The following is a 19,358-nucleotide window of genomic DNA, read 5'->3' as shown; positions in this document are numbered from 1 at the left end:
GAGGCGAGCCCAGGAGGTCGACGCCCCGCAGCGCGCGTCATCCGCCGATGCGGGCCACCGCTGCCTGGATCTCCGCCCAGCGCCGGCGCAGGACCGCTTCGTCGATGGGCTTCTCCGTGAGCCTGTAGACAAAAGAGCGTTGAGCCGGCGGGACGAAGATCAACTGGTCGGGGAAGTCGTTCAGGTCCGACAGACAGCTTTGAGACTCGATGCACGTGAAGTTCTCCTGGGCCACGCGGTCGCAATCGCCGCGAGCGTTGCAGGCCCGGAGTTGAACCGCGAGCCGCAACATCGCCTCGTCGGGCGCGGCTAGGAGGTCAGCCGAGGGCTCGAGCCCCAGCAAGGGCATCGTGTCCTGCCTCAACAGGCTCGGGGAAAAGGCCTCCAGCAGCTCCAGCGACTGGGTCTCCAGGATCCGCTGCAGAAGACGTTCGCGCAGCGCGCTGTCCCGAAGCATGCCGTTCCTGTTCAGCAGGGCCTCCGCCAGGTCGCCAAAACCGGCGTCGTCCCTGATGGACAGGAGCTTCGGCGGGCCGACGGTGATGGCACCTTCGCAGACCTGCTCCAGTCGCGCGGCCGCCTGCTGCATGCTGTCGGGCACCTTCTCCTTGTGAAGGGACAGCGCGCTCCGGAACTGGGCGTTGAGGATGAGGCAACGCTGCCGCGCCCGCTCCACCGCCATCGCATCGATCAATGAGCCGGAGATCGCGGCCTGATGCGCCGCGACGCGGATGTTGGTTTGACGGGCCTGGGCGAATGCCTGGTCCCAGGCGCGACGGGCTGTGTGCGTCGGCTCGACGGTGGGCAGGGAGGTCGAGGTCGACGGCGGAGGCGATGGGATCGTTGGATCGGCCGATGCGCCGTGCGAAATGCTGATGTTCGATGCCGCCGTTGAAGCATTCCCGCTGGTGGCGGGAGCCTCCGCACGGAAGAAGATGAACGCCGCAAGCAATGCGCCCAGCACGCCGCCAGCGGCGGCCCATGTCGTCGATCTCACCACGTCCTCCCCAGGACCTTGTCTGTAGGCGTGACGATACAGGGAAGCGGGCCCTCACGACGAGGGCCGGCGATCACGATCGCGACCCGGACGGGCGTCCTCTGTTCAGAGACTGGGTGAGCGCACGTCTCGGATCGCGTCGATCGCATCCAGCACCGCCTCCGGCGTCGCCGGCGCGCGCAGCGGCGGATCGCAGCGCTCCGGCCCGCAGGCCGCGACCGCGTCCTTGATCGCGAGCAGCACGGAGAACGGCAGCAGCAGCGGCGGCTCGCCGACCGCCTTCGAGCGGTGGATGCTGTCCGCCGCGTTCGGCGCGTCGTAGAGCGCGACGCGGAAGTCCTGTGGCATGTCGTTGGCCGTCGGGATCTTGTAGGTGCTCGGCGCGTGAGTGAGCAGCAACCCCGACTGCGGATGCCACACCAGCTCCTCGCTGGTCAGCCAGCCCTGGCCCTGCACGAACGCGCCTTCGACCTGCCCGATGTCCAGCGCCGGGTTCAGCGACTTGCCGACGTCGTGCAGCACGTCGGCCCGCAGCACGCGCGTCTCGCCGGTCAACGTGTCGACCAGCACCTCCGACACCGCCGCGCCGAAGGCGTAGTAGTAGAACGGGCGGCCCTGCAGCTTGGCGCGGTCCCAGTGCAGGCCAGGCGTCGCGTAGAAGCCGTCGCTCCACAGCTGGATGCGCTCCAGGTAGGCCTTGGCCACGAGCTCCTTGAAGCTGATCGCCTTCGGCTCGTCGAGTCCCTCGCGGTGTCCGTCGCCGTTGCCATCGGCCCGCCCGTCGACGCGCACCTCGCCGCCATCGAAGACGAGCGCCTCCTCATCGCATCCGAGCAGCCGCGCCGCCAGCGGCTTCAAGCGCTGCTTGATCTTGCGCGCCGCATCCTGAGCGGCCTTGCCGTTGAGGTCGGAGCCCGTCGACGCCGCCGTCGCCGAGGTGTTGGCGACCTTGCTCGTGTCGGTGGCGCTCGCGCGCACTTGCGAGGCCGGAACGCCCAGCTCATGCGCCACCACCTGCGCGACCTTGGTGTTGAGCCCCTGGCCCATCTCCGTGCCGCCGTGGTTCACCAGCACCGAGCCGTCCGTGTAGACATGCACCAGTGCGCCCGCCTGGTTCAGGTGGACGACGTTGAACGAGATGCCGAACTTCACCGGCGTCAGCGCCAGCCCGCGCTTGAGCACCGGGTTGGCCGCGTTGAATGCGGCGATCTCCGCGCGGCGCGCGTGGTACCCGGAGGTCTCGACCAACTGGTCCGTCAGCGGTTGGATCTGGTTGTCCTCGACGCGCTGGCCGTAGGGCGTGACGTCCTGGCCGTCGCGATAGAAGTTGCGCTGCCGAACCGTGAGCGGATCCAGCCCCAGCCGCCGCGCGACGCCGTCGAGGATCATCTCGATCGCCAGCGCCCCCTGCGGGCCGCCGAAGCCGCGGAAGGCCGTGTTGCTCTGCGTGTTCGTCTTCGCGGCGTAGCCGTGCATCGACACGTTCGGCAGCCAGTAGGCGTTGTCGAAATGGCACAGCGCGCGCGCCATCACCGGTCCCGACAGGTCGGCGCTGTGGCCGCAGTTGGAGATCAGGTCGATCTCGGCGGCGAGCAATCGGCCCTCGTCGTCGAAGCCGACCGACCAGCGGTAGTCGAAGCCGTGACGGCGGCCGGTGACGAGGAAGTCGTCGTCGCGATCGACGCGCAGCTTGACCGGTCGGCGCAGCTTGTGGGCCGCGATCGCCGCCACGCAGGCGAAGAGCGCCGACTGCGATTCCTTGCCGCCGAAACCGCCGCCCATGCGGCGGCACTGCACGGTGACCTGGTGGGCCTGCCAGCCCATCGCGTGGGAGACCAGCTGCTGCATCTCCGACGGATGCTGCGTCGAGCAGTGGATCAGCAGCGCCTGGTTCTCCTGCGGCAGCGCGTAGCTGATCTGGCCTTCCAGGTAGAACTGCTCCTGGCCGCCGACGGCCCATTCGCCGTCGAGGCGGTGCGGCGCGGCAGCCAGCGCCGTCTGTGCGTCGCCGCGTGCCAGGTGCATCGGCGGAATGACGTATTGGCCGATGGCATGGGCCTCGCGCGCGGTCAGCACCGCCGGCAAGGGCGTGCTGACGACGGCCTGCTTCGCCATCGCGGCGGCGCGGCGCGCGAGTTCACGATCGGTGGCGATCACCGCGTAGACCGGCTGGCCGACGTATCGCAGCTCGCCGTCGGCGAGGATCGGATCGTCGTGGAGCAGCGGGCCGCAGTTGTTATCGGCGGGGATGTCGGCGGCGGTCAGCACCGCCACGATACCCGGCTGGCGGCGCAGCAGGTCGACATCGATGGAGACGAGCGTCCCGTGCGCCACCGGCGACAGTCCCAGCGCCGCGTGCAGGGTGCCCTGCGCTTCGGCGATGTCGTCGATGTAGGTGGCTTCGCCGCTGACGTGCAGGTGCGCAGCCTCGTGCGCACGGCTGATGCCGACTTGCGGCCTCAGGGCCGTGTCGGACCCATCGGATCCATCGGGCGCATTGGGCGCGGTGATCGGCGCGCCGATGGCCGCATCGGGCGCGTCGGCGTTGAATCCCACCGGGAGTTCCGACGGCTTGTTCATGCGACGCTCCGCTGCAGGTTGACGGCCTGCCAGACGCTGGCCGACTCGGCCGCGACGGGCGCGTTGGCGCGGGTCTCCAGCCAGAACCGCCGGATCAGGTTCGCCGCGGTGCGCTCGCGGTAGCTCGCGCTCGCGCGCAGGTCGGTCATCGGTTTGAAATCCTCGCGCAGCGCCGCGGCCGCGGCGATCGAGGCCGCCTCGTCCCAGGCGCGGCCGTTCACGGCGGCCTCGGCCTTCGCCGCGCGCTTGACGATCGCGGCCATGCCGCCGAACGCGAAGCGGGCATCGCGCACGACGCCGTCCTCTAGCCGCAGGCTCAGCACCGCGCAGACGGCGGAGATGTCGCTGTCGTAGCGCTTGGCGAGCTTGTAGCCGCGCAGCCGCGTGCCGGGCGGCGGGGTGGGGACCTCGAGCGCTTCGACGAACTCGCCGGGCTCGAGCGCGTTCTTCATGTAGTCGAGATAGAAGGCCTCGAGCGGCAGCGAGCGCCGCGTCGCGCCGCGGCGCAGCACGATATGCGCGCCCATCGCGATCAAGGCCGGCGCGCCGTCCCCGATCGGCGAGCCGTTGGCGATGTTGCCGCCCAGCGTGCCGGCGTGCCGCACCGGCGGCGACGCGAAGCGCAGCCACAGCTCGCGCAGGGCGGGCACGCGCGCGGTCAGCGCGGACCAGGCGTCTTCCAGCGGGACCGCGGCACCGATGCGCAGCGTGGCGCTGGAGGACGCGCTCGCGGCGTTCGCAACGCTGATGGTGCCGGCGCTGATCGTCGGCTCGTCCTGCACCGTGACCGTGTCGATACGCCGGAGTTCTTCGACACGACCCGTGAGGATCACGTCGCCAAGCTCGCGATGCTCCTTGTTGACCCACAGGCCGACGTCGGTCGCGCCGGCGACGAGCCGCGCCTGCGGCATCGATTCGCGCAGCGCGGCGAATTCATCGATCGAGCGCGGCGCGAAGACACGCTGCGGCGAACCGGCGCGCGAGGGCGCCTCGTAATGGAGCGGCGGATCCTCGGCCAGCGCGCGCAGCGCTTCGACGATCGGCGCGCGATCGATCGTGCGCGCCGGCGCATCGAACATGCGCTCGCCCGCGTCCAGGATCGGCCGGTAGCCGGTGCAACGGCACAGGTTGCCCGACAGGTCGTCGGCGAGCGCCTGACGCCCCGGCCGCGTGCCGCAGGCCTGGTGCCGCTCATAGACCGCCTGCATCGTCATCACGAAGCCGGGCGTGCAGAACCCGCATTGCGAGCCGTGGCAGTCGACCAGCGCCTGCTGGACCGGGTTCAGGTCGGCGCTGTCGCCGAGGTCCTCGACCGTCAGCAGCGCCTTGCCATCCAGCATCGGCAGGAACTGGATGCAGGCGTTGACGTTGCGCAGCTCGACGGCCTTGCCGTCCGCATCCAGCTCGCCGACCAGCACCGTGCAGGCGCCGCAGTCGCCTTCGGCGCAGCCTTCCTTGGTGCCGGCGCAGCGGGCGTGCTCGCGCAGGTACTGCAGCACCGTGGTGGTCGGCGGCAGCCCGGTGACGGACTGCAGCCGGCCCTGGTGGAAGAAGCGGATCGGGCGGGGATCGGTCATGGACGGGAAGAGGGCTGATGCGCTGGAAAGGGCGCTGGCTGGCAAGCAAGAAGCGGGCGAGGTTCGCAGCAGGCGAAGCCGGATGCAATTAACCGGAACGGTACTCCTCCGACGTCGCTATGGTTATACGATGGGTCTTATGACATCTATACGCCATCGGCCATGTCGGAAGCGCTGAACTTCGACAAGATCGATCTTCTTCTGGTGCGGGTCCTGCATACCTTGATTTCCGAGCGCAGTGTGTCCAGGGCCGCCATGCGGCTCGGCAGCACGCAGCCCGCCTTGAGCGCGCAGCTGCGGCGTCTGCGCACCCTGACGGGCGATCCGCTGCTGGTGCGCAGCGGCGCCGGCATGACGCCGACCGCGACCGCGCTGGAGCTCCTCGCGCCCGCCGAGCGCCTGCTGCGCGAGGCCGACGAGCTGTTCGGCGCGCGGCTGCGCAAGTCCGGCTTTGACCCCGCGACCGCCGAGCTGCGGCTGCGCGTCGCGGCCAGCGACTACCTCGACCCGCTGTTCCTGCCGATGCTGGTGGCCCACCTGCAGCGCCTCGCGCCGGGCGTGCAGCTCGACCTGCAGCCGCTGAACGCCGATTTCGACTACCGGACCTCGCTCGCCCGCGGCGAGGTGGACCTGGTGATCGGCAACTGGCTGGAGCCGCCCGGCGAGCTCCACATGGGCCGGCTGCTGGTGGACGAGGTCGTCTGCCTGGTCAGCAAGGATCATCCCGCGGCGCGGATGGCACCGCGCGCCTGGACGCAGGAGCGCTACCTCGACTGCCAGCACCTGGCGCCGATGCCGCTGAGCCGCGGCCAGCCGGGCGTGATCGAGCAGCACCTGGCCTCGCTCGGCCTGGAGCGCCGCATCGCGGTGCGCTGCGCCCATTTCGGACAGCTGCCGCAGATGGTGGCGCGCAGCTTGCTGGTGCTGACCACCGGCCGGCTGTTCTGCAACCGCTACCTGGACCAGTTGCCGGTGACGGTGCTGCGCTGCCCGGTGGCGTTCCCGCCGATGACGTACTACCAGCTGTGGCATGACGTCAGCCACAACAGCGCACCCCTGCGCTGGCTGCGCGAGCAGGTGCGCGAAGTCGCGCGCGAACTCGTGAAGTGATGTTCCTGAATCCCTTTCCTCTGAACGCATGACGACCGACCGATCCGCCGCTCCCGCACGCCTGGCCCTGAAGGGCGACCTGCTGGACTTCACCGCCGCGCCGCAATGGGCGCGCGTGGACGACCCCGCCGTGCGCTTCCGTCCGGATCACTGGCTGCTGATCGAGGACGGTCGCATCGTCGGCTCGCAGCCCGAGGACCCGGGCGAGGGCTGGGTCCGACATGACCACAGCGGCCGGCTGATCCTGCCGGGCTTCGTGGACACGCATGTGCACAGCCCGCAGCTGGACGTGATCGCGTCCTACGGCACCGAGTTGCTGGACTGGCTCAACACCTACACCTTCCCGGCGGAACAGCGCTACATGGACCCTGAGGTCGCGCACGTGGGCGCGGGCCGGTTCCTCGACGCGCTGCTGGCGCACGGCACGACGTCAGCTGTGGTTTATCCGACGGTGCACAAGGTCTCGGCCGATGCGCTGTTCGACGCCGCCGCCGCGCGCGGCATGCGCCTCATCACCGGCAAAGTGCTGATGGACCGCAACGCGCCGGAGGCGCTGCGCGACGATGTCGTGCAGGCCGAGCGCGACTGCCTCGACCTGATCGCGAAGCACCACCAGCGCGAACGCCTGTCCTATGCCGTGACGGTGCGCTTCGCGCCGACGAGCACGCCGGAGCAACTCGCGATGGCCGGCGCGTTGTGCCGCGCCGATGCCAGCCTCTACATGCAGACCCACGTGGCCGAGAACCGCGGCGAGGTCGAGTGGGTGGCCAAGCTCTTCCCCGAGGCGCGCAGCTACCTCGACGTCTACGACCGCGTCGGCCTGCTGCATCCGCGCGCGGTGCTGGCGCACGGCATCTGGCTGGACGACGAGGACCGCCGCGTGATCGCGCGCACGGGCGCGCACATCGCGCACTGCCCATCGTCCAACCTCTTCCTGGGCAGCGGGCTGTTCGACTGGCCCGGCGCGCTCGCCGCCGGCGTGCGCGTGAGCGCGGCCAGCGACGTGGGCGGCGGGACCTCGCTGTCGGCGCAGCGCACGCTGGCGGACGGCTACAAGGTGCAGGCGCTCAACGGCCAGCGCCTGACCGCCTGGGCGGGGCTGCATGCCGCGACGCTCGGCGCGGCCGAGGCGCTGGGACTGTCGGACGAGCTGGGCCACTTCGGCGCGAAGACCCTGGCCGACGTCTGCATCTGGGACTGGGCCGCCGGCCCGGTCGCGGAGGCCCGCATGGCGCTGGCGCGCGATCCGCATGAGCGCGCCTTCGCCTGGATGACGCTGTCGGACGACCGCAACCTGGTGGCGAGCTACGTCGCGGGCGTGCCGCGCTATCGCCGGCCCTGAGAAGGCCGCGGCTGCCGTTCGTCGCGCCTGCATGCGTCCTGTCGCGGCGGCGCGCAGCGCGTGGATCCCGGGCTAGTCAAATCCTGACCCTGATGCCTACAGTCGGGGGTTCCCGGGACGTCCCCGGGACCGATCAGGAGAGGAGATCCCCGATGACGAAGTTGTCCCCGATGGGCGCGCCGCGTGTGGCGCTGACGGCGCTGTGCCTGGCGCTGGGCGCAATGGCGGCGATGCCGGCGCAGGCCGCGACGGAGAAGGTCGCGAAGACCCCCGCGACCGCCGCCACGGCCAAGGCTCAAGCCAGGCCCTCGCAGCCGCGACCGGCCAAGCCCTACACGATCGAGCAGTTCATGGCGACGACGTCCGTCCGCGGCGCGTCGTTCTCGCAGGACGAGCGCCGCATCCTGTTCAGCAGCAATGCGACCGGGATCTTCAACGTCTACAGCCAGTCCGTCGACGGCGGCGAGCCGGTGGCGCTGACCAAGTCCACGACGGAGAGCCACTACGCGGTCAGCTATTTCCGCAACGACGACCGCGTGCTGTTCACGCGCGACCAGGGCGGCAACGAGAACAACCATCTGATCGTGCGCGAGCTCGACGGCAGCGAGCGCGATCTGACCCCCGGCGACAAGGTCAAGGCCGGTTTCTCCGGCTGGAGCCGCGACGGCGACGCCTTCTTCGTCACGACCAACGAGCGCGACGCGCGCTACATCGACGTCTACCGCTATGACGCCAAGACCTACGCGCGCACGTTGATCTACCAGAACAACGACGGCAACGCGGTGTTCGACGTCAGCGGCGACGGCCGTTGGGTGGCGCTGGGCAAGACCAACACGACGGCGGATTCGGACGTCTACCTGTACGACACGCAGTCGAAGGAGACCAAGCACCTGACGCCGCACCAGGGCGTGGCCTCGTTCAGCACGACGGACTTCGATCCGGAGTCGAAGACGCTGCTGATCCTGTCCAACGAGGGCTCCGAGTTCCAGCGCCTGATCGCCTACGACCTGGCCTCGGGCCAGAAGCGCGACCTGGAGAAGGCGGACTGGGACATCGTCTACAGCAGCTACTCGCGTGACGGCCGCTACCGCGTGACCGGCGTCAACGCCGATGCCAGCCTGGAGCTGCGCATCGTGCAGACCGCCGACGGCAAGCCGGTCGTGCTGCCCAAGCTGCCCGGCGGCGAGCTGCGCGGCGTGACCTTCTCGAAGAGCAGCCAGCGCATGGCGTTCTACCTGAACGGCGACCGCTCGCCGAGCAATCTCTACGTCTACGACTTCGGCACGAAGCAGGTCAGGCAGCTGACGCGCACGCTGTCCAAGGACATCGATCCGGAGGAACTCGTCGAGGGCCGCATCGTGCGCTTCCGCTCCTTCGACGGGATGGTCATCCCCTCGGTCTACTACGAGCCGAAGGAGGCGTCGCCGACCCACAAGGTGCCGGCCGTCGTGATGGTGCACGGCGGCCCGGGCGGACAGACCACGCGCGGCTACTCGGCGATGGTGCAGTACCTGGTCAACCACGGCTATGCGGTGCTGGGCATCAACAACCGCGGCAGCTCCGGCTACGGCAAGACCTTCTTCACCGCGGACGACGGCAAGCACGGCCGCGAACCGCTGTGGGACTGCATCGAGGCCAAGACCTACCTTGCCGGAACCGGCGTCATCGATCCCGAGCGCATCGGCATCATGGGCGGCAGCTACGGTGGCTACATGACGCTGGCGGCGATGGCCTTCCGGCCGGAGGCCTTCAAGGTCGGCATCGACATCTTCGGCGTGTCCAACTGGCTGCGCACGCTGGAGTCGATCCCGCCGTACTGGGAGAGCTTCCGCAAGGCGCTGTACCTGGAGATCGGCGATCCGGTGAAGGACAAGGACTTCCTGGTCGCGACCTCGCCGCTGTTCCATGCCAAGGAGATCCGCAAGCCGCTGCTGGTGATCCAGGGCAAGAACGACCCGCGCGTCATCAAGCCGGAAAGCGATGAGATCGTCGACGCGGTGAAGAAGAACGGCGTGCCGGTCGAGTATGTGGTCTTCGACGACGAGGGCCATGGGTTCTCGAAGAAGAAGAACCAGATCGAGGCCAACCAGAAGATGCTCGAGTTCCTCGACAAGTACCTGAAGCCCGGCTTGAAGAATTAAAACCGTGTGAAGTTGCACGGTTTACAGGCTGTTGCCGGGCTTCGCCCCGGCATAGGCACGATGCCCCCAGAAGCAAAAAGCGCCCGGCCAAGTGCCGGGCCTTTTTGTCCAGACAGAGAAAGAAGCGCCCGGTCCAGGACGCCCGAGCAGGCCACAAGCCTGCGGGGCTCGTCGGGCTTCTACACGATGGGGGATCAGATCATGCGATTCGAAGGCACGTTGGACAGCTGGTATGCCGAGCGCGGTCACGGGATGCTCAAGCCGGCACAGGGCGGGGATGCCCTGTTCGTGCATGTGTCGGCCTTTCCGATGGACGGCCAGACACCCCAGGAAGGCGAGCGCCTGAGCTTCGAGGTTGTGTCCAGAAGTGACGGCAGCAAACAGGCGGTGCGGCTGCAGCGCCTGCAGGAATTCAAGCTGCCATCGCAGTTGCGCCCCGCCCGCATGGCCTCGCGGCCGCCGCGTCCGATCGCCCGCCGTCGCACCTCGCCGCTGACATGGACGGTCCTGGCCCTGCTGGTGCTGGGCGTCGGCGCCACCGTGTGGGCACCCGCCAGCCATGCAATCGGCGGCAAGTTCCTGAGCCAGGCGCAAGACCTGACCCAAGGCCAGGCCCGCCGCTGACAAGTTGACTCCTTGGGGCTGGCACCTGCAGCCCCGTCGCCCTCGCGGAGGCCCTCTCGCTCCGCATCTTTCAGGCTGCCCCCGCGGGCAGCCTTTTTTGCGTCCTCAGACCTTCAGTTCGAGGCGCACGGTCCATACGGTGAAGCTGCGGCCGGTGCTCTCGCTGGTGACGATGCGGCCCGGCGTCGTGGCAATGCTGCCGTTGCCGTAGGTCAGCGGGACCAGGTTGCTCGCGGCCACGCGCACGGCCACCGTGGGCGAAAAGGTCCACATCGCGGAGAGGTCGATGACGCGCTTCTTGTCGATGTCGTTGAGCACCTGGTCGCTCTGCTGCAGCAGCGTCGTCGGCGTGTAGTTCAGCGAGGCGCCCAGCGTCAGCGGCACCGAGCGCAGCCGGTAGTCCGCGCCCAGGTTGGCCGTGTAGCGCGGCTGCTGATCGAGCTTGTTGTTGGGGCCGGGGATGCCGTCGACGGCCGAGTGGAACAGCGAGAGGTTGCTGCGCACGTTGACCGGGAGTGCGTCGGTCAGGTATTCGTCGAGACGGAACTTGGCCTCGAGCTCGACGCCGTAGGTCTTGGCGTTGCCGATGTTGCGCGGGCGGATGACCCAGCGCTGCTCGGTGGCGTAGGGCACCGTCTCGAGTTGCGCCTGGCTGCGGATCAGGTCGGTGATGCGGCGGTAGAAGACATTGGCGCTGAGCAGGCCGCCCTTCGAAAGGTATTTCTCGTAACCGATCTCGACACCGGTGGCCATCTCCGGCTTCAGGTCGGGGTTGCCGAAGCGGTCCGGGTAGTTGATCAGGTTGGGACCGCAGAGCACGTCCGGCGGCTGGCATGTGAACTGGTTGTTGATGCTGAGCCGGCCGATGACGTCGTTCAGGTTGGGCGCCTTGTAGCTGCGCGTGAGACTGGCGCGGATCTGCTCGCGGCTCTTCTCGTCGATCTTGTAGACGCCGTGCAGCAGCGGCGTGAGGACGCTGGAGGTGTTCTTCACCGGCCCCTGGTTGTTGGTGCTGTCGGTCTGGATGCCTTCCCAGCGCAGGCCGGCATAGAAGCCCCACTGCTTGCCGACGCTCCACTCGTCCTGCCCGTAGACGGCCAGGCGGCGCGTGGAGGCGCTGACGTTCTCGCCGAAGTCGGCGAGGAAGGCGCAGTTGTTGCCGCTCATGGTCTGCCCGAAGACCTCGTAGCAGCCGCGCGTCTGGGTGCGCTCGGTGCCTTCGCCTTCCACGCCGGCGACGAGGCTGTGCTCGTTGTCCATCTGGTGCGTGAGCTTGAGGTTGACGCTCCACTGCGTGTCGCGGCTCTTGGTCGTGTCGTCCTGCGTGCGATAGAAGACGCCGGGCGTGGCGTCGAGGTCTTCCTCGCGATGGGCGCTGCTGTCCATCGTCATGCGCCCGGCGCCGAGGCGCGTTTCCATGCGGGTGCGCTCGTCGATGCGCTTGTTCCACTGCAGGTTCAGACGCGCCATGGCGGAGCGGCTGGTGCTGTCGCTCGTGGCGGTGTCGTACTTGATGCGCTCGAAGGCGTTCTCGTCGGGCACGGCGGACTGGGTCTGCCGGGAGCTGCTGCCGCCGCTGCCGCGATTGACCATGACGAAGGGCTGCAGGGCGATGGTGTCGCCGCCGCCCAGGCGCAGCTGCAGGCGGCCGGTCATGTTGAGCGACTTGCGCTCGTCGGCGGTCTGTCCGCGGGTCTGGAGCAGGGTCTGGCTCTGAGGCGCGCCGGTGGCCGGGTCGAAGCGCTGCGTGAACGACTGCGAGTCGATGTCGTCCAGCCGCTTGTGCTGCATCGCGTTGACGGTGAAGTTGTAGGCGTCGCCGTTGTCGCCGATCTTGTCGTTGCGGGTCCAGTTGAAGTTCGGGGTGACGTGGTCGCGCTCGAAGGTGGTGGCCAGGCGGACCTCGTTGAGCCGCCGCTGGATGGCTTCGCGCAGGACGACGTTGATGGTGCCGGCGATGGCGCGCGCGCCGAATTCGGCGGTGGGGGCGCGCATCACCTCGATGCGTTCGATCTGTTCGGGCGGGAGTTCGTCGAGCGAGAAGCCCGGCGGCATGCGTTCGCCGTTGACGAGGATCTGGGTGTAGCCGCCGCCCATGCCGCGCATGCGGACCTCGCCGCCGCGGCCGGGTCGGCCGCCGGTGGTGACGCCGGGCAGGCGCTTGAGCACCTCGCCAATGGTGGCGTCGCCGTAGCGTTCGATCTCCTCGCGGCCGATGATGATCTTCGAGGCGGTGGAGGCGCGACGCTGGTCGTCGTCGCGCGAGGTGCCCTGGACCTCGACGCGGTCGAGCTGCGTGGGGTTGTCGGCTTGCTTGGGGACGGACGGCGGCGCCGCGGGGCGCGAGCGCTCAGGGACGGGCGCCGGTGCTTTCGCGGGCGGGGTGGCCTGGGACCAGGCGGAGGAACTCAGGCCCAGCATCAAGGCGAAGGAGAGCGGATGCAGGGCAGGTCGGCGGGTGCTTGTCATCGGAAGCAATGGCAGGAGCAAGCGCGGCCCGATCTGGCGATGGCTGGGACGGTGGCGCGGAAGGTGGTGAGGGTGTCGCGGACGATGCGCAGGGCGATGCGTCGCGGCTTGGTCGAAAGGATCGCACGCTGTACGTTTCGTGACGGAGGCGAGCGCGGACTTTCAAAGTTCTTTACCCAAGGTGATGGGTGGGCGCGACGCAGGGGCGGGGAAACCCGAGGGTGGCGCCCTTCGCCTGGGGGGTTGCGGCGCGGCGATCGTCGTTCGGCGCCCCAATGAAAGAAGCCACCCGATCGGGTGGCTTCGCTTCTGAATAGGGTATCCGTGACGCTGGTGACGGGTTCCAGCTCTCTGCCCAGTAGTGCAGCCGGTTGTTGTCTCGGATGCCTTGCATTCTGCCGAGGTTTTGTGACGGGCAGTTGACGAAAAGCAAGGCGGGAACGGGTCAGTTCCTGATTCGATCAACAGACGCTGGCCGCCGTCGACGGCAAGCGCCGGGTCGACTCCCGCACGATCAGCTGCGGCATCGGCGGCTCGATCGTCGAGCCCCCGGTCCGCAGCAGATCCAGCATCGCGGAGGCCGCGCGCCGGCCGAGTTCGGCGATGTGGACGTCGACCGTCGTGCGCGGCGGGCTCGCATGCGCGGTGTTCAGCAGGTCGTCGTAGCCGACGAGCGAGACGTCCTCCGGCACGCGGAAACCGCGGCTGTGCAGCACGCGCGCGGCGCCGGCCGCCATCTGGTCGTTGGCGGCGAAGACTGCCGTGAATTGCGCGCCGTGGTCGAGCATCCGCGTCATCGCAGCGGCACCGCCGACTTCGCAATAGTTGCCGCCGCCGATCAAGGCCTCGTCGACAGCGAGGCCAGCTTCGGCGAACGCCGCGCGGTAGCCGCGCTCGCGCTCCGAGGCATCCGCATGCGTGGCGTCTCCGCCGATGAACGCGATGCGCGTGTGTCCGCGCTCGATCAGGTGTCGCGTCGCTACGCGCGCGCCTTCGACGTCGTCCGTCTTCAACGCATGAAGTCCGGCTGCCTGCAGCGCGCGTCCGGTCACGACGACGGGCAGCTCCCGCGCGAGCGCGGCGAGGAACTCATCGCTCAGGCCACCGGTCAACACGATGATCCCGTCCACGCGCCGCGATCGCAGCGAGGCGATGCAACGCTGCTCCTCGTCCGGCTGCCAGTGCCCGCTCGCCACGACGAGACCGTAGCCCGCGGGCGTCAGCACTTCCTCGATGCCGCGCAGCATCAGTGCGTAGAACGGGCTCTCGAAGTACTGCGCGAGCAGCCCGACGTTGAACGTCCGGCCGTCCGCGAGCGCGCGGGCGATGGTGTTGGGGACGAAGCCCAGCGCGTCGATCGCGCGCCGGACGCGCTCGGCCTTGTCCGAGCTCACCTGCGCGCTGCCGCTGAGGACGCGCGACACGGTGCTCGGCGAGACGCCGCTGGCGGTGGCGACCATGCCCAGCGTGACCTCGCTGGACGTCGGCAGGAGGGGCTTCTTTCTCTTCATGGTGAAACCGCTTTCATGAGCCCGATGATCCTACTCCGGTGCGGGTCCGATGGAAGAATGCGCTGCGATTGCCGCCCCGGCATTCGCCCAGGCCCGCCGATTGCTATTGCCGCCCCAACAGTCATTCCTTGCACGCCATGTCGGAACGCCTCAAGGTCCTGGTCGCCGATGACCAGCCGGACTCGCTCGATCTCCTGCGCGAACTGCTCACGGTCTACAACTTCGAGTTGCGGGTGGCGCGCAGCGGGCTGGAGGCGATCGGCATCGGGCTGAAGTGGGAGCCGGACATCCTGATCACCGACATCGACATGCCGGACGCCGACGGCCGGCATCTGGCGGGGCGGCTGAAGCTCAGCCTGCCGGCGCTGATCGCGATCGCGGTCAGCGGCACGCCGTTGAACACGGACTTCGAGTCCGCCGAGGATCTGATCTTCGACGACTACTTCGTCAAGCCGATCGACTTCGGCCGCCTGCACAAGACGCTGACCAAGTACGGCGCGAAGCTCGACGGCCAGCCCTCGACCTACTGAGGGCTTCCGACAGCCGGCGTTGCACGGGAGCGCCCGTATCATCGGCCGCACCGTGAACGACATCGGGAGACGCCGTGAGGCGACTGCTGCACCTGACGAGCCGCCATCGCGCGCCGTCGACGAACCAGGCGCTGGGGCTGCTGCTCGCGTTCAACGCGGGGGCGGTGAATGCGGGCGGGTTCCTGGTCCTGCAGCGCTACACGTCGCACATGACGGGCTTCGCCTCGCAGCTGGCGGACGGCGCGGTGATGGGGCAGGGGACGCTGGTGCTGAACGCACTGGGGGCGCTCCTGGCCTTCCTGGCCGGCGCGGCGGTGTGCGCGGTGCTGGTGAACTGGGCGAGGCAGCACGGCCTGCGCAGCGTCTATGCGCTGCCGCTGATGCTGGAGGCGGCGCTGCTGTTCCCGTTCGGGCTGATGGGCGCGATCACGCTGACGTGGCACACGCCGTTCGCGGTGCCGCTGACGGTGCTGCTGCTGGCGTTCATCATGGGGCTGCAGAACGCGGTGGGATCGAAGACCTCGGGCGGGAGCATCCGCACCACCCACATGACGGGGAACATCACCGACCTCGGGATGGAGCTCGGCAAGATGCTCTATTGGAACCGGCAGCCGTCGGTGAAGCGCGCGGCGGTGCGGCATGACCGGCTGCGCGCGAAACGCGCGGGCGGCTTGCTGGCGGCGTTCGTGTTCGGCGGAGGCGCGGGGGCGCTGGGGTTCAAATACCTCGGCTTCGTGTGCGTGATACCGCTGGCGACGGTGCTGTTCGTGCTGGCGTTGCCGCCGGTGGCAAGGGATTGGGGACGGTGGCGGGCGCTGTTGCTGCGAGGGCGGTGAAGCGCTGGGCGGACGGCACAATCGCGCGGATTGGAGCCCCGCATGCAAGACCACCTCGACGTCGACCTCGACCCCCAAAAGATCAACGCCTTCTGGGCCTGGCTGGTGTCGCGCCAGTCGGACCTGGATGCCATGGAATCGCCGGACGACCCGTTCTGGGACGAGTTGCTGGAACGTCTTCAAGCCTTGAACGAAGGCCTGTGGTTCGAGGTCTCGGCGGCCGGCGAGAGCGAGCGCGAGTTGGTGATCACCGCGCAAGGCGAGTGGGAGCTGTTCCCGCTGGTCGAGGCCATGGTGTCGGTGGCGCCTGAGCTGCCGGGGTGGATCCCCGTGGCGCTCAAGCCGGCGATGGGTTTCGACTTCGGCATCAAATATGAAGGTCTCGAACTGAACCCTCAAGGCATCTGGTTCGAGCCGCTGGTCGATCCCGACGCGCCGGAGGTGCTGGGTCTTCGAATCGCGATGGAAGGCTTCAACGTCGACCAGGAAGATGACTTCGCCAACGGCTTGCTGATCATGCTGGACACGGCGCTCGGCGAGAAGGCGGCCGCGACGGAGGTCGATCTGGTGGAAGTCTGCGAAGTGCCCGCGGACCCCGATGACGAGGGCTTCCTGCCGTTCCCGGAACTGGGCAGCTACCTGGCTTGGCGGAAGAGCCGGTTGACGCATTGAGCGGCAACCGGGGGGCGTCCGACCTCAGCGATCGCGCAGCGGTTGCTGCTGGTTCACTCGGCGCTGGGCATTGCGATCGTCGACTTCGCGCTGACGCGCGATGCGGTCGCCCTCACTGGCGTTGGCGGCGCTGTGCATCGCCTCGGCGCGACGGCGTGCGTCGGCGCCGCCGGTCAGGCTGCTCTGAGCGTCGACGGCCTGCTTGCTCACGTTCCAGTCGGAGGCGGTGTAGTTGCCCTGGCCCTTCTGGCATTGGCGCGCGCGGCGGATCTCGTCCTGGACGAAGCGCTTGGCGTCCGCGCTCAGCGAGATGGAACTGGCCTTGGTCTCCATCGCGGCGATGTCGCGATCGGAGGGGCAGTAGTTGGACGGAACGGTCGGTGCTGAAGCCTGAGGCGCGTTGGCCTGCTGTTGTTCAGCCGCTGCTCTGGAACGCTCTGCAGCCGCACGGTCCGCCGACGTATCAATGACATTGCTTTGCAGCGATTGCGGCTTCATCTGCTCGCCCTTCGCCGCGCACGGCTGGTCCGAGTAATGGGTCTTGCCGTCGACGGTGCATTTCCAGACCTGGGCGTGGGCGCCCATCGCGGCGCAGACGCCGAGCAGCACGCCGATGAAGGTTGGCCGGATTTTTTTCATATGAAGTCTCCCTGAAACGAATCGAACGCACCGATGCACGCTGCAGTTGACCTGAGATGTTGCCGATGGTGTTCCGACGATCTTCCCTCATCGACATTCGCGTTGGCGTGCCTGCCCCTGTCGCTGGAAATTCCGGTGCGCGTGCCTTGCGTCCAGCCCGTCGCGTGGACAAGCTTCTGCTCCGACCCAATGGGAGATCGCAATGAAGCTGATGCGTCTGTTGATCCTGTGTCTCGCCTGTTTGAGCGGTGCCGCGCAGTCGGCGCCGGCCGTGACTGGAGACGTCACGTTCAGCCAATTGACGGGGCTGTACACCTACACCTATGTCCTCGACACCAGTCAGCTTCCGCCGGGTGGGTTCCATGAGTTCGGCGTGCTCTCGAACAGCACGCCCAGCCATGACGCGCCGCGTTGGGTATCGCATACCGAGCCGGCGGGTTGGGACCTCTACCTTGCAGTCGGCGGCTGGACGCAGCCGGGCATTGAGGTCGCGGGCTCGTTCTGGATGTGGGTGACTTTGACGCCCGAAACGGACCCCGGAAAGCTGATGACGTTTTCATTCAGCACGACCCATGCGCCCGACACGGGGACGGCCAACAACTTCTTCATCTATTCCGGCGCCAATGCCGGTCCGGAGAATCTGCCGGTCGATTTCGGGCGCATCGTCGGGCCTGATCTGACTGTGCCGATTCCAATTGCCGTGCCGGAACCGGCCACGATGCTGCTCTGGATGGTCGGCCTGATCGGTCTGGGCGTGCTTGGACGGGCCAGAGGGAATGCCCCGACGACTGCCTTGTCGAATGGGCCTTCACTGCTCGCTTCCTGACCTGGGACCGGAATGTCCGTCGGTGCAAAGAAAAAGCCCCCACTCGCTTGCACGAATGGGGCTTCAATTTTGGCTCCTCGACCTGGGCTCGAACCAGGGACCTACGGATTAACAGTCCAGGGTTGCGGAGGGCAGGCGCTTACGTAAGCCCACGATCCTTAAGGCTAGGTCTACCGCTGTAGCTGTGCCTGATGGCGAAGCCGAGCCAAAGCCGAGATCGTCATAGATGTAGCGGCCTCAGTCATGAAAATTGTTCAATTTAATCAACGGGTTACCTGCCTATTAGGCGAGCGAAAACCGGTGATGGCTTAGATCGCCCTTTTCGTCGGACCGCCATGGGAGCATCGATGGCTGCTATGGAGAGAGTGCTGACGGTCAGCCAGTTAGCCATGGAAGATGGCTGCCGGCCTGAAGCGATCGGTCCTGGACTGCGGATCGTATGGACGCTGAAGTGAATGAGGTTTCGGATAGTGCCAAGATGACGCATTGACACCGAGGAGGGAAAATTGACACTTTGCATCATGCTCCGGCGCCCCGATCAGACAGTGCTGTCAATTGCGGACTCCCGGCTTACTCTCGAAAGCAAAGAAAAAGCATGGAGGACCGACTTGGCGGTCAAGCTCCACTATGCAACGCAAGAGAACACTATTTACCCGGCGTCCCGATTCGATGTCTGTTTCGGCATCTCGGGAACGCTGTCGCTCGGCCTTCAGAGCGTCCTCTACTTGGATGCGTGCCTCAAAGGCGAGTCAGGGACCTGGGCAGACGCAATCGTCAACATTATTCGCGACAAGTTGTGGGGCTTCTGGGAAGAGGCGATCAGCAAGGACATCACGTACTCGATTGGCCTTCACAACCACAAAGGCAAAGCAAGGATTTTTGAGTGGGAGTGTTTAGGTGCTGCTTCAACGCCAAGCTATAGGGAGGTTAAAGAATTCGAGGGCTTGCTATTTTCCGTCCATGGAGACGGCGCGACGGCGGTGCGAGAGCAAATCCTTTCGGAAGTTGGCGCCTGTTCTTACTGTGATGTCCGGCTTGAGGAAGTCCTCGCGTTTGCCGCGATTCGCGTTTTGCAGTCCTCGATAATGGACGACTCGAAGCCCTACATTGGTGGGCAGGTTCAAGCGTGTCTACTTGAACGGCATGTGGCCGAGTTCTTAGTATGCTCGGGTAATTTTCGATATCTTAGAAGCGCGTACATCGAAGACAACGAAGCTCATCAGTATCGGGTACTTAACCTCTCGCATCCGTGGCTTGATCAAATGAAATCTCTCGCGCAATTGGTGAATGAATTCCCCAATGCGCCGCCGCTCATATCTGGGCCGCTTCGGACCTGACGCGATTGCTCTCGGCCTTGTAGAGCTACTTCTGCGGCGGACCGATAGCTCGACCCTGCGCGGAGGCCTGGTCCCAGCCCGAAGAGAGTTTGAGCTCGAAGCAGCCCTCTCCAATGAAGCGCCCTCTATGCGTCAATGCGAGCGTGCACCGGCCTCGATCATGGTCA

At 67.3% G+C, this 19,358-nt stretch carries 15 protein-coding genes; 9 read left to right on the top strand and 6 right to left on the bottom strand.

From position 1 onward, the window contains the following. Window positions 1-37 precede the first annotated feature (37 nt). The 3 genes from ACQ4L4_RS15205 to xdhA form a co-directional block, all read right to left on the bottom strand. Window positions 38-964 (bottom strand): hypothetical protein, encoded by a 927-nt coding sequence (locus tag ACQ4L4_RS15205; RefSeq protein ID WP_431099777.1) that lies wholly within the window; start codon window positions 962-964, stop codon window positions 38-40. Between the two features lie 138 nt (window positions 965-1,102). Continuing rightward, entirely contained in the window at window positions 1,103-3,577 is a 2,475-nt protein-coding gene (gene xdhB / locus ACQ4L4_RS15200) for a xanthine dehydrogenase molybdopterin binding subunit (RefSeq protein WP_431099776.1), read from the bottom strand. Then, window positions 3,574-5,154 carry a xanthine dehydrogenase small subunit gene (gene xdhA / locus ACQ4L4_RS15195; protein ID WP_431099775.1) on the bottom strand — a complete coding sequence of 527 codons (1,581 nt, stop codon included), beginning with the start codon at window positions 5,152-5,154 and terminating at the stop codon, window positions 3,574-3,576. The genes xdhB and xdhA overlap by 4 nt, the downstream gene beginning before the upstream one ends. Before the next feature lie 162 nt (window positions 5,155-5,316). Between xdhA and ACQ4L4_RS15190 the strand changes: the two genes are divergently transcribed. The 4 genes from ACQ4L4_RS15190 to ACQ4L4_RS15175 all read left to right on the top strand — a co-directional run bounded on the left by ACQ4L4_RS15190 (window position 5,317) and on the right by ACQ4L4_RS15175 (window position 10,371). Continuing rightward, window positions 5,317-6,264, top strand: a complete 948-nt coding sequence (locus tag ACQ4L4_RS15190; RefSeq protein ID WP_431099774.1) for a LysR family transcriptional regulator — start codon at window positions 5,317-5,319, stop codon at window positions 6,262-6,264. 28 nt (window positions 6,265-6,292) lie between these two features. Further along, on the top strand, window positions 6,293-7,606 hold the full coding sequence (gene guaD / locus ACQ4L4_RS15185) for a guanine deaminase (protein WP_431099773.1): 1,314 nt from the start codon (window positions 6,293-6,295) through the stop codon (window positions 7,604-7,606). 152 nt (window positions 7,607-7,758) lie between these two features. Next, window positions 7,759-9,747 carry a prolyl oligopeptidase family serine peptidase gene (locus tag ACQ4L4_RS15180; protein ID WP_431099772.1) on the top strand — a complete coding sequence of 663 codons (1,989 nt, stop codon included), beginning with the start codon at window positions 7,759-7,761 and terminating at the stop codon, window positions 9,745-9,747. A 201-nt stretch (window positions 9,748-9,948) separates the two neighbouring features. Continuing rightward, window positions 9,949-10,371: a cold-shock protein gene (locus ACQ4L4_RS15175; protein WP_377161158.1), complete on the top strand. Its 423-nt coding sequence runs from the start codon at window positions 9,949-9,951 to the stop codon at window positions 10,369-10,371. 105 nt (window positions 10,372-10,476) lie between these two features. Here ACQ4L4_RS15175 and ACQ4L4_RS15170 read toward each other — a convergent pair whose 3' ends face one another. Continuing rightward, entirely contained in the window at window positions 10,477-12,840 is a 2,364-nt protein-coding gene (locus ACQ4L4_RS15170; RefSeq protein ID WP_431099771.1) for a TonB-dependent receptor plug domain-containing protein, read from the bottom strand. 461 nt (window positions 12,841-13,301) lie between these two features. Beyond that, on the bottom strand, window positions 13,302-14,351 hold the full coding sequence (locus ACQ4L4_RS15165; protein ID WP_431099770.1) for a LacI family DNA-binding transcriptional regulator: 1,050 nt from the start codon (window positions 14,349-14,351) through the stop codon (window positions 13,302-13,304). A gap of 137 nt (window positions 14,352-14,488) precedes the next feature. On the opposite strand from ACQ4L4_RS15165, the gene ACQ4L4_RS15160 reads away from it, so the two are divergent. The 3 genes from ACQ4L4_RS15160 to ACQ4L4_RS15150 all read left to right on the top strand — a co-directional run bounded on the left by ACQ4L4_RS15160 (window position 14,489) and on the right by ACQ4L4_RS15150 (window position 16,389). After that, entirely contained in the window at window positions 14,489-14,881 is a 393-nt protein-coding gene (locus ACQ4L4_RS15160; protein WP_431104943.1) for a response regulator, read from the top strand. A gap of 74 nt (window positions 14,882-14,955) precedes the next feature. Next, complete coding sequence (locus tag ACQ4L4_RS15155; RefSeq protein ID WP_431099769.1) at window positions 14,956-15,717, top strand: YoaK family protein; 762 nt, start codon at window positions 14,956-14,958, stop codon at window positions 15,715-15,717. 42 nt (window positions 15,718-15,759) lie between these two features. Then, the gene (locus tag ACQ4L4_RS15150) at window positions 15,760-16,389 is read left to right on the top strand and encodes a hypothetical protein (protein WP_431099768.1); all 630 of its coding nucleotides are present in this window, start codon (window positions 15,760-15,762) and stop codon (window positions 16,387-16,389) included. Window positions 16,390-16,413: 24 nt separating this feature from the next. Here ACQ4L4_RS15150 and ACQ4L4_RS15145 read toward each other — a convergent pair whose 3' ends face one another. Next, complete coding sequence (locus ACQ4L4_RS15145) at window positions 16,414-17,028, bottom strand: DUF4124 domain-containing protein (protein ID WP_431099767.1); 615 nt, start codon at window positions 17,026-17,028, stop codon at window positions 16,414-16,416. A 202-nt stretch (window positions 17,029-17,230) separates the two neighbouring features. Between ACQ4L4_RS15145 and ACQ4L4_RS15140 the strand changes: the two genes are divergently transcribed. Both ACQ4L4_RS15140 and ACQ4L4_RS15135 read left to right on the top strand, forming a co-directional pair. Next, complete coding sequence (locus ACQ4L4_RS15140; protein ID WP_431099766.1) at window positions 17,231-17,854, top strand: hypothetical protein; 624 nt, start codon at window positions 17,231-17,233, stop codon at window positions 17,852-17,854. A gap of 608 nt (window positions 17,855-18,462) precedes the next feature. After that, window positions 18,463-19,191, top strand: coding sequence for a hypothetical protein (locus ACQ4L4_RS15135; RefSeq protein WP_431099765.1), 729 nt, complete (start codon window positions 18,463-18,465; stop codon window positions 19,189-19,191). Window positions 19,192-19,358 lie beyond the last annotated feature (167 nt).

The sequence above is a fragment of the Roseateles noduli genome (genome assembly GCF_050626985.1).
GTDB lineage: Bacteria > Pseudomonadota > Gammaproteobacteria > Burkholderiales > Burkholderiaceae_C > Roseateles > Roseateles noduli_A.
The sequence above is the reverse complement of the archived record's forward strand: the minus strand, read 5'-3'. Positions and strand labels throughout refer to the sequence as shown.

Bases quoted from the DNA above. Each gene is read 5' to 3' on its own strand.
- xdhB (WP_431099776.1), bottom strand. From the start codon at position 3,577: ATGAACAAGCCGTCGGAACTCCCGGTGGGATTCAACGCCGACGCGCCC.
- xdhA (WP_431099775.1), bottom strand. From the start codon at position 5,154: ATGACCGATCCCCGCCCGATCCGCTTCTTCCACCAGGGCCGGCTGCAG.
- ACQ4L4_RS15190 (WP_431099774.1), top strand. From the start codon at position 5,317: ATGTCGGAAGCGCTGAACTTCGACAAGATCGATCTTCTTCTGGTGCGG.
- guaD (WP_431099773.1), top strand. From the start codon at position 6,293: ATGACGACCGACCGATCCGCCGCTCCCGCACGCCTGGCCCTGAAGGGC.
- ACQ4L4_RS15180 (WP_431099772.1), top strand. From the start codon at position 7,759: ATGACGAAGTTGTCCCCGATGGGCGCGCCGCGTGTGGCGCTGACGGCG.
- ACQ4L4_RS15175 (WP_377161158.1), top strand. From the start codon at position 9,949: ATGCGATTCGAAGGCACGTTGGACAGCTGGTATGCCGAGCGCGGTCAC.
- ACQ4L4_RS15170 (WP_431099771.1), bottom strand. From the start codon at position 12,840: ATGACAAGCACCCGCCGACCTGCCCTGCATCCGCTCTCCTTCGCCTTG.
- ACQ4L4_RS15165 (WP_431099770.1), bottom strand. From the start codon at position 14,351: ATGAAGAGAAAGAAGCCCCTCCTGCCGACGTCCAGCGAGGTCACGCTG.
- ACQ4L4_RS15160 (WP_431104943.1), top strand. From the start codon at position 14,489: ATGTCGGAACGCCTCAAGGTCCTGGTCGCCGATGACCAGCCGGACTCG.
- ACQ4L4_RS15150 (WP_431099768.1), top strand. From the start codon at position 15,760: ATGCAAGACCACCTCGACGTCGACCTCGACCCCCAAAAGATCAACGCC.
- ACQ4L4_RS15145 (WP_431099767.1), bottom strand. From the start codon at position 17,028: ATGAAAAAAATCCGGCCAACCTTCATCGGCGTGCTGCTCGGCGTCTGC.
- ACQ4L4_RS15140 (WP_431099766.1), top strand. From the start codon at position 17,231: ATGAAGCTGATGCGTCTGTTGATCCTGTGTCTCGCCTGTTTGAGCGGT.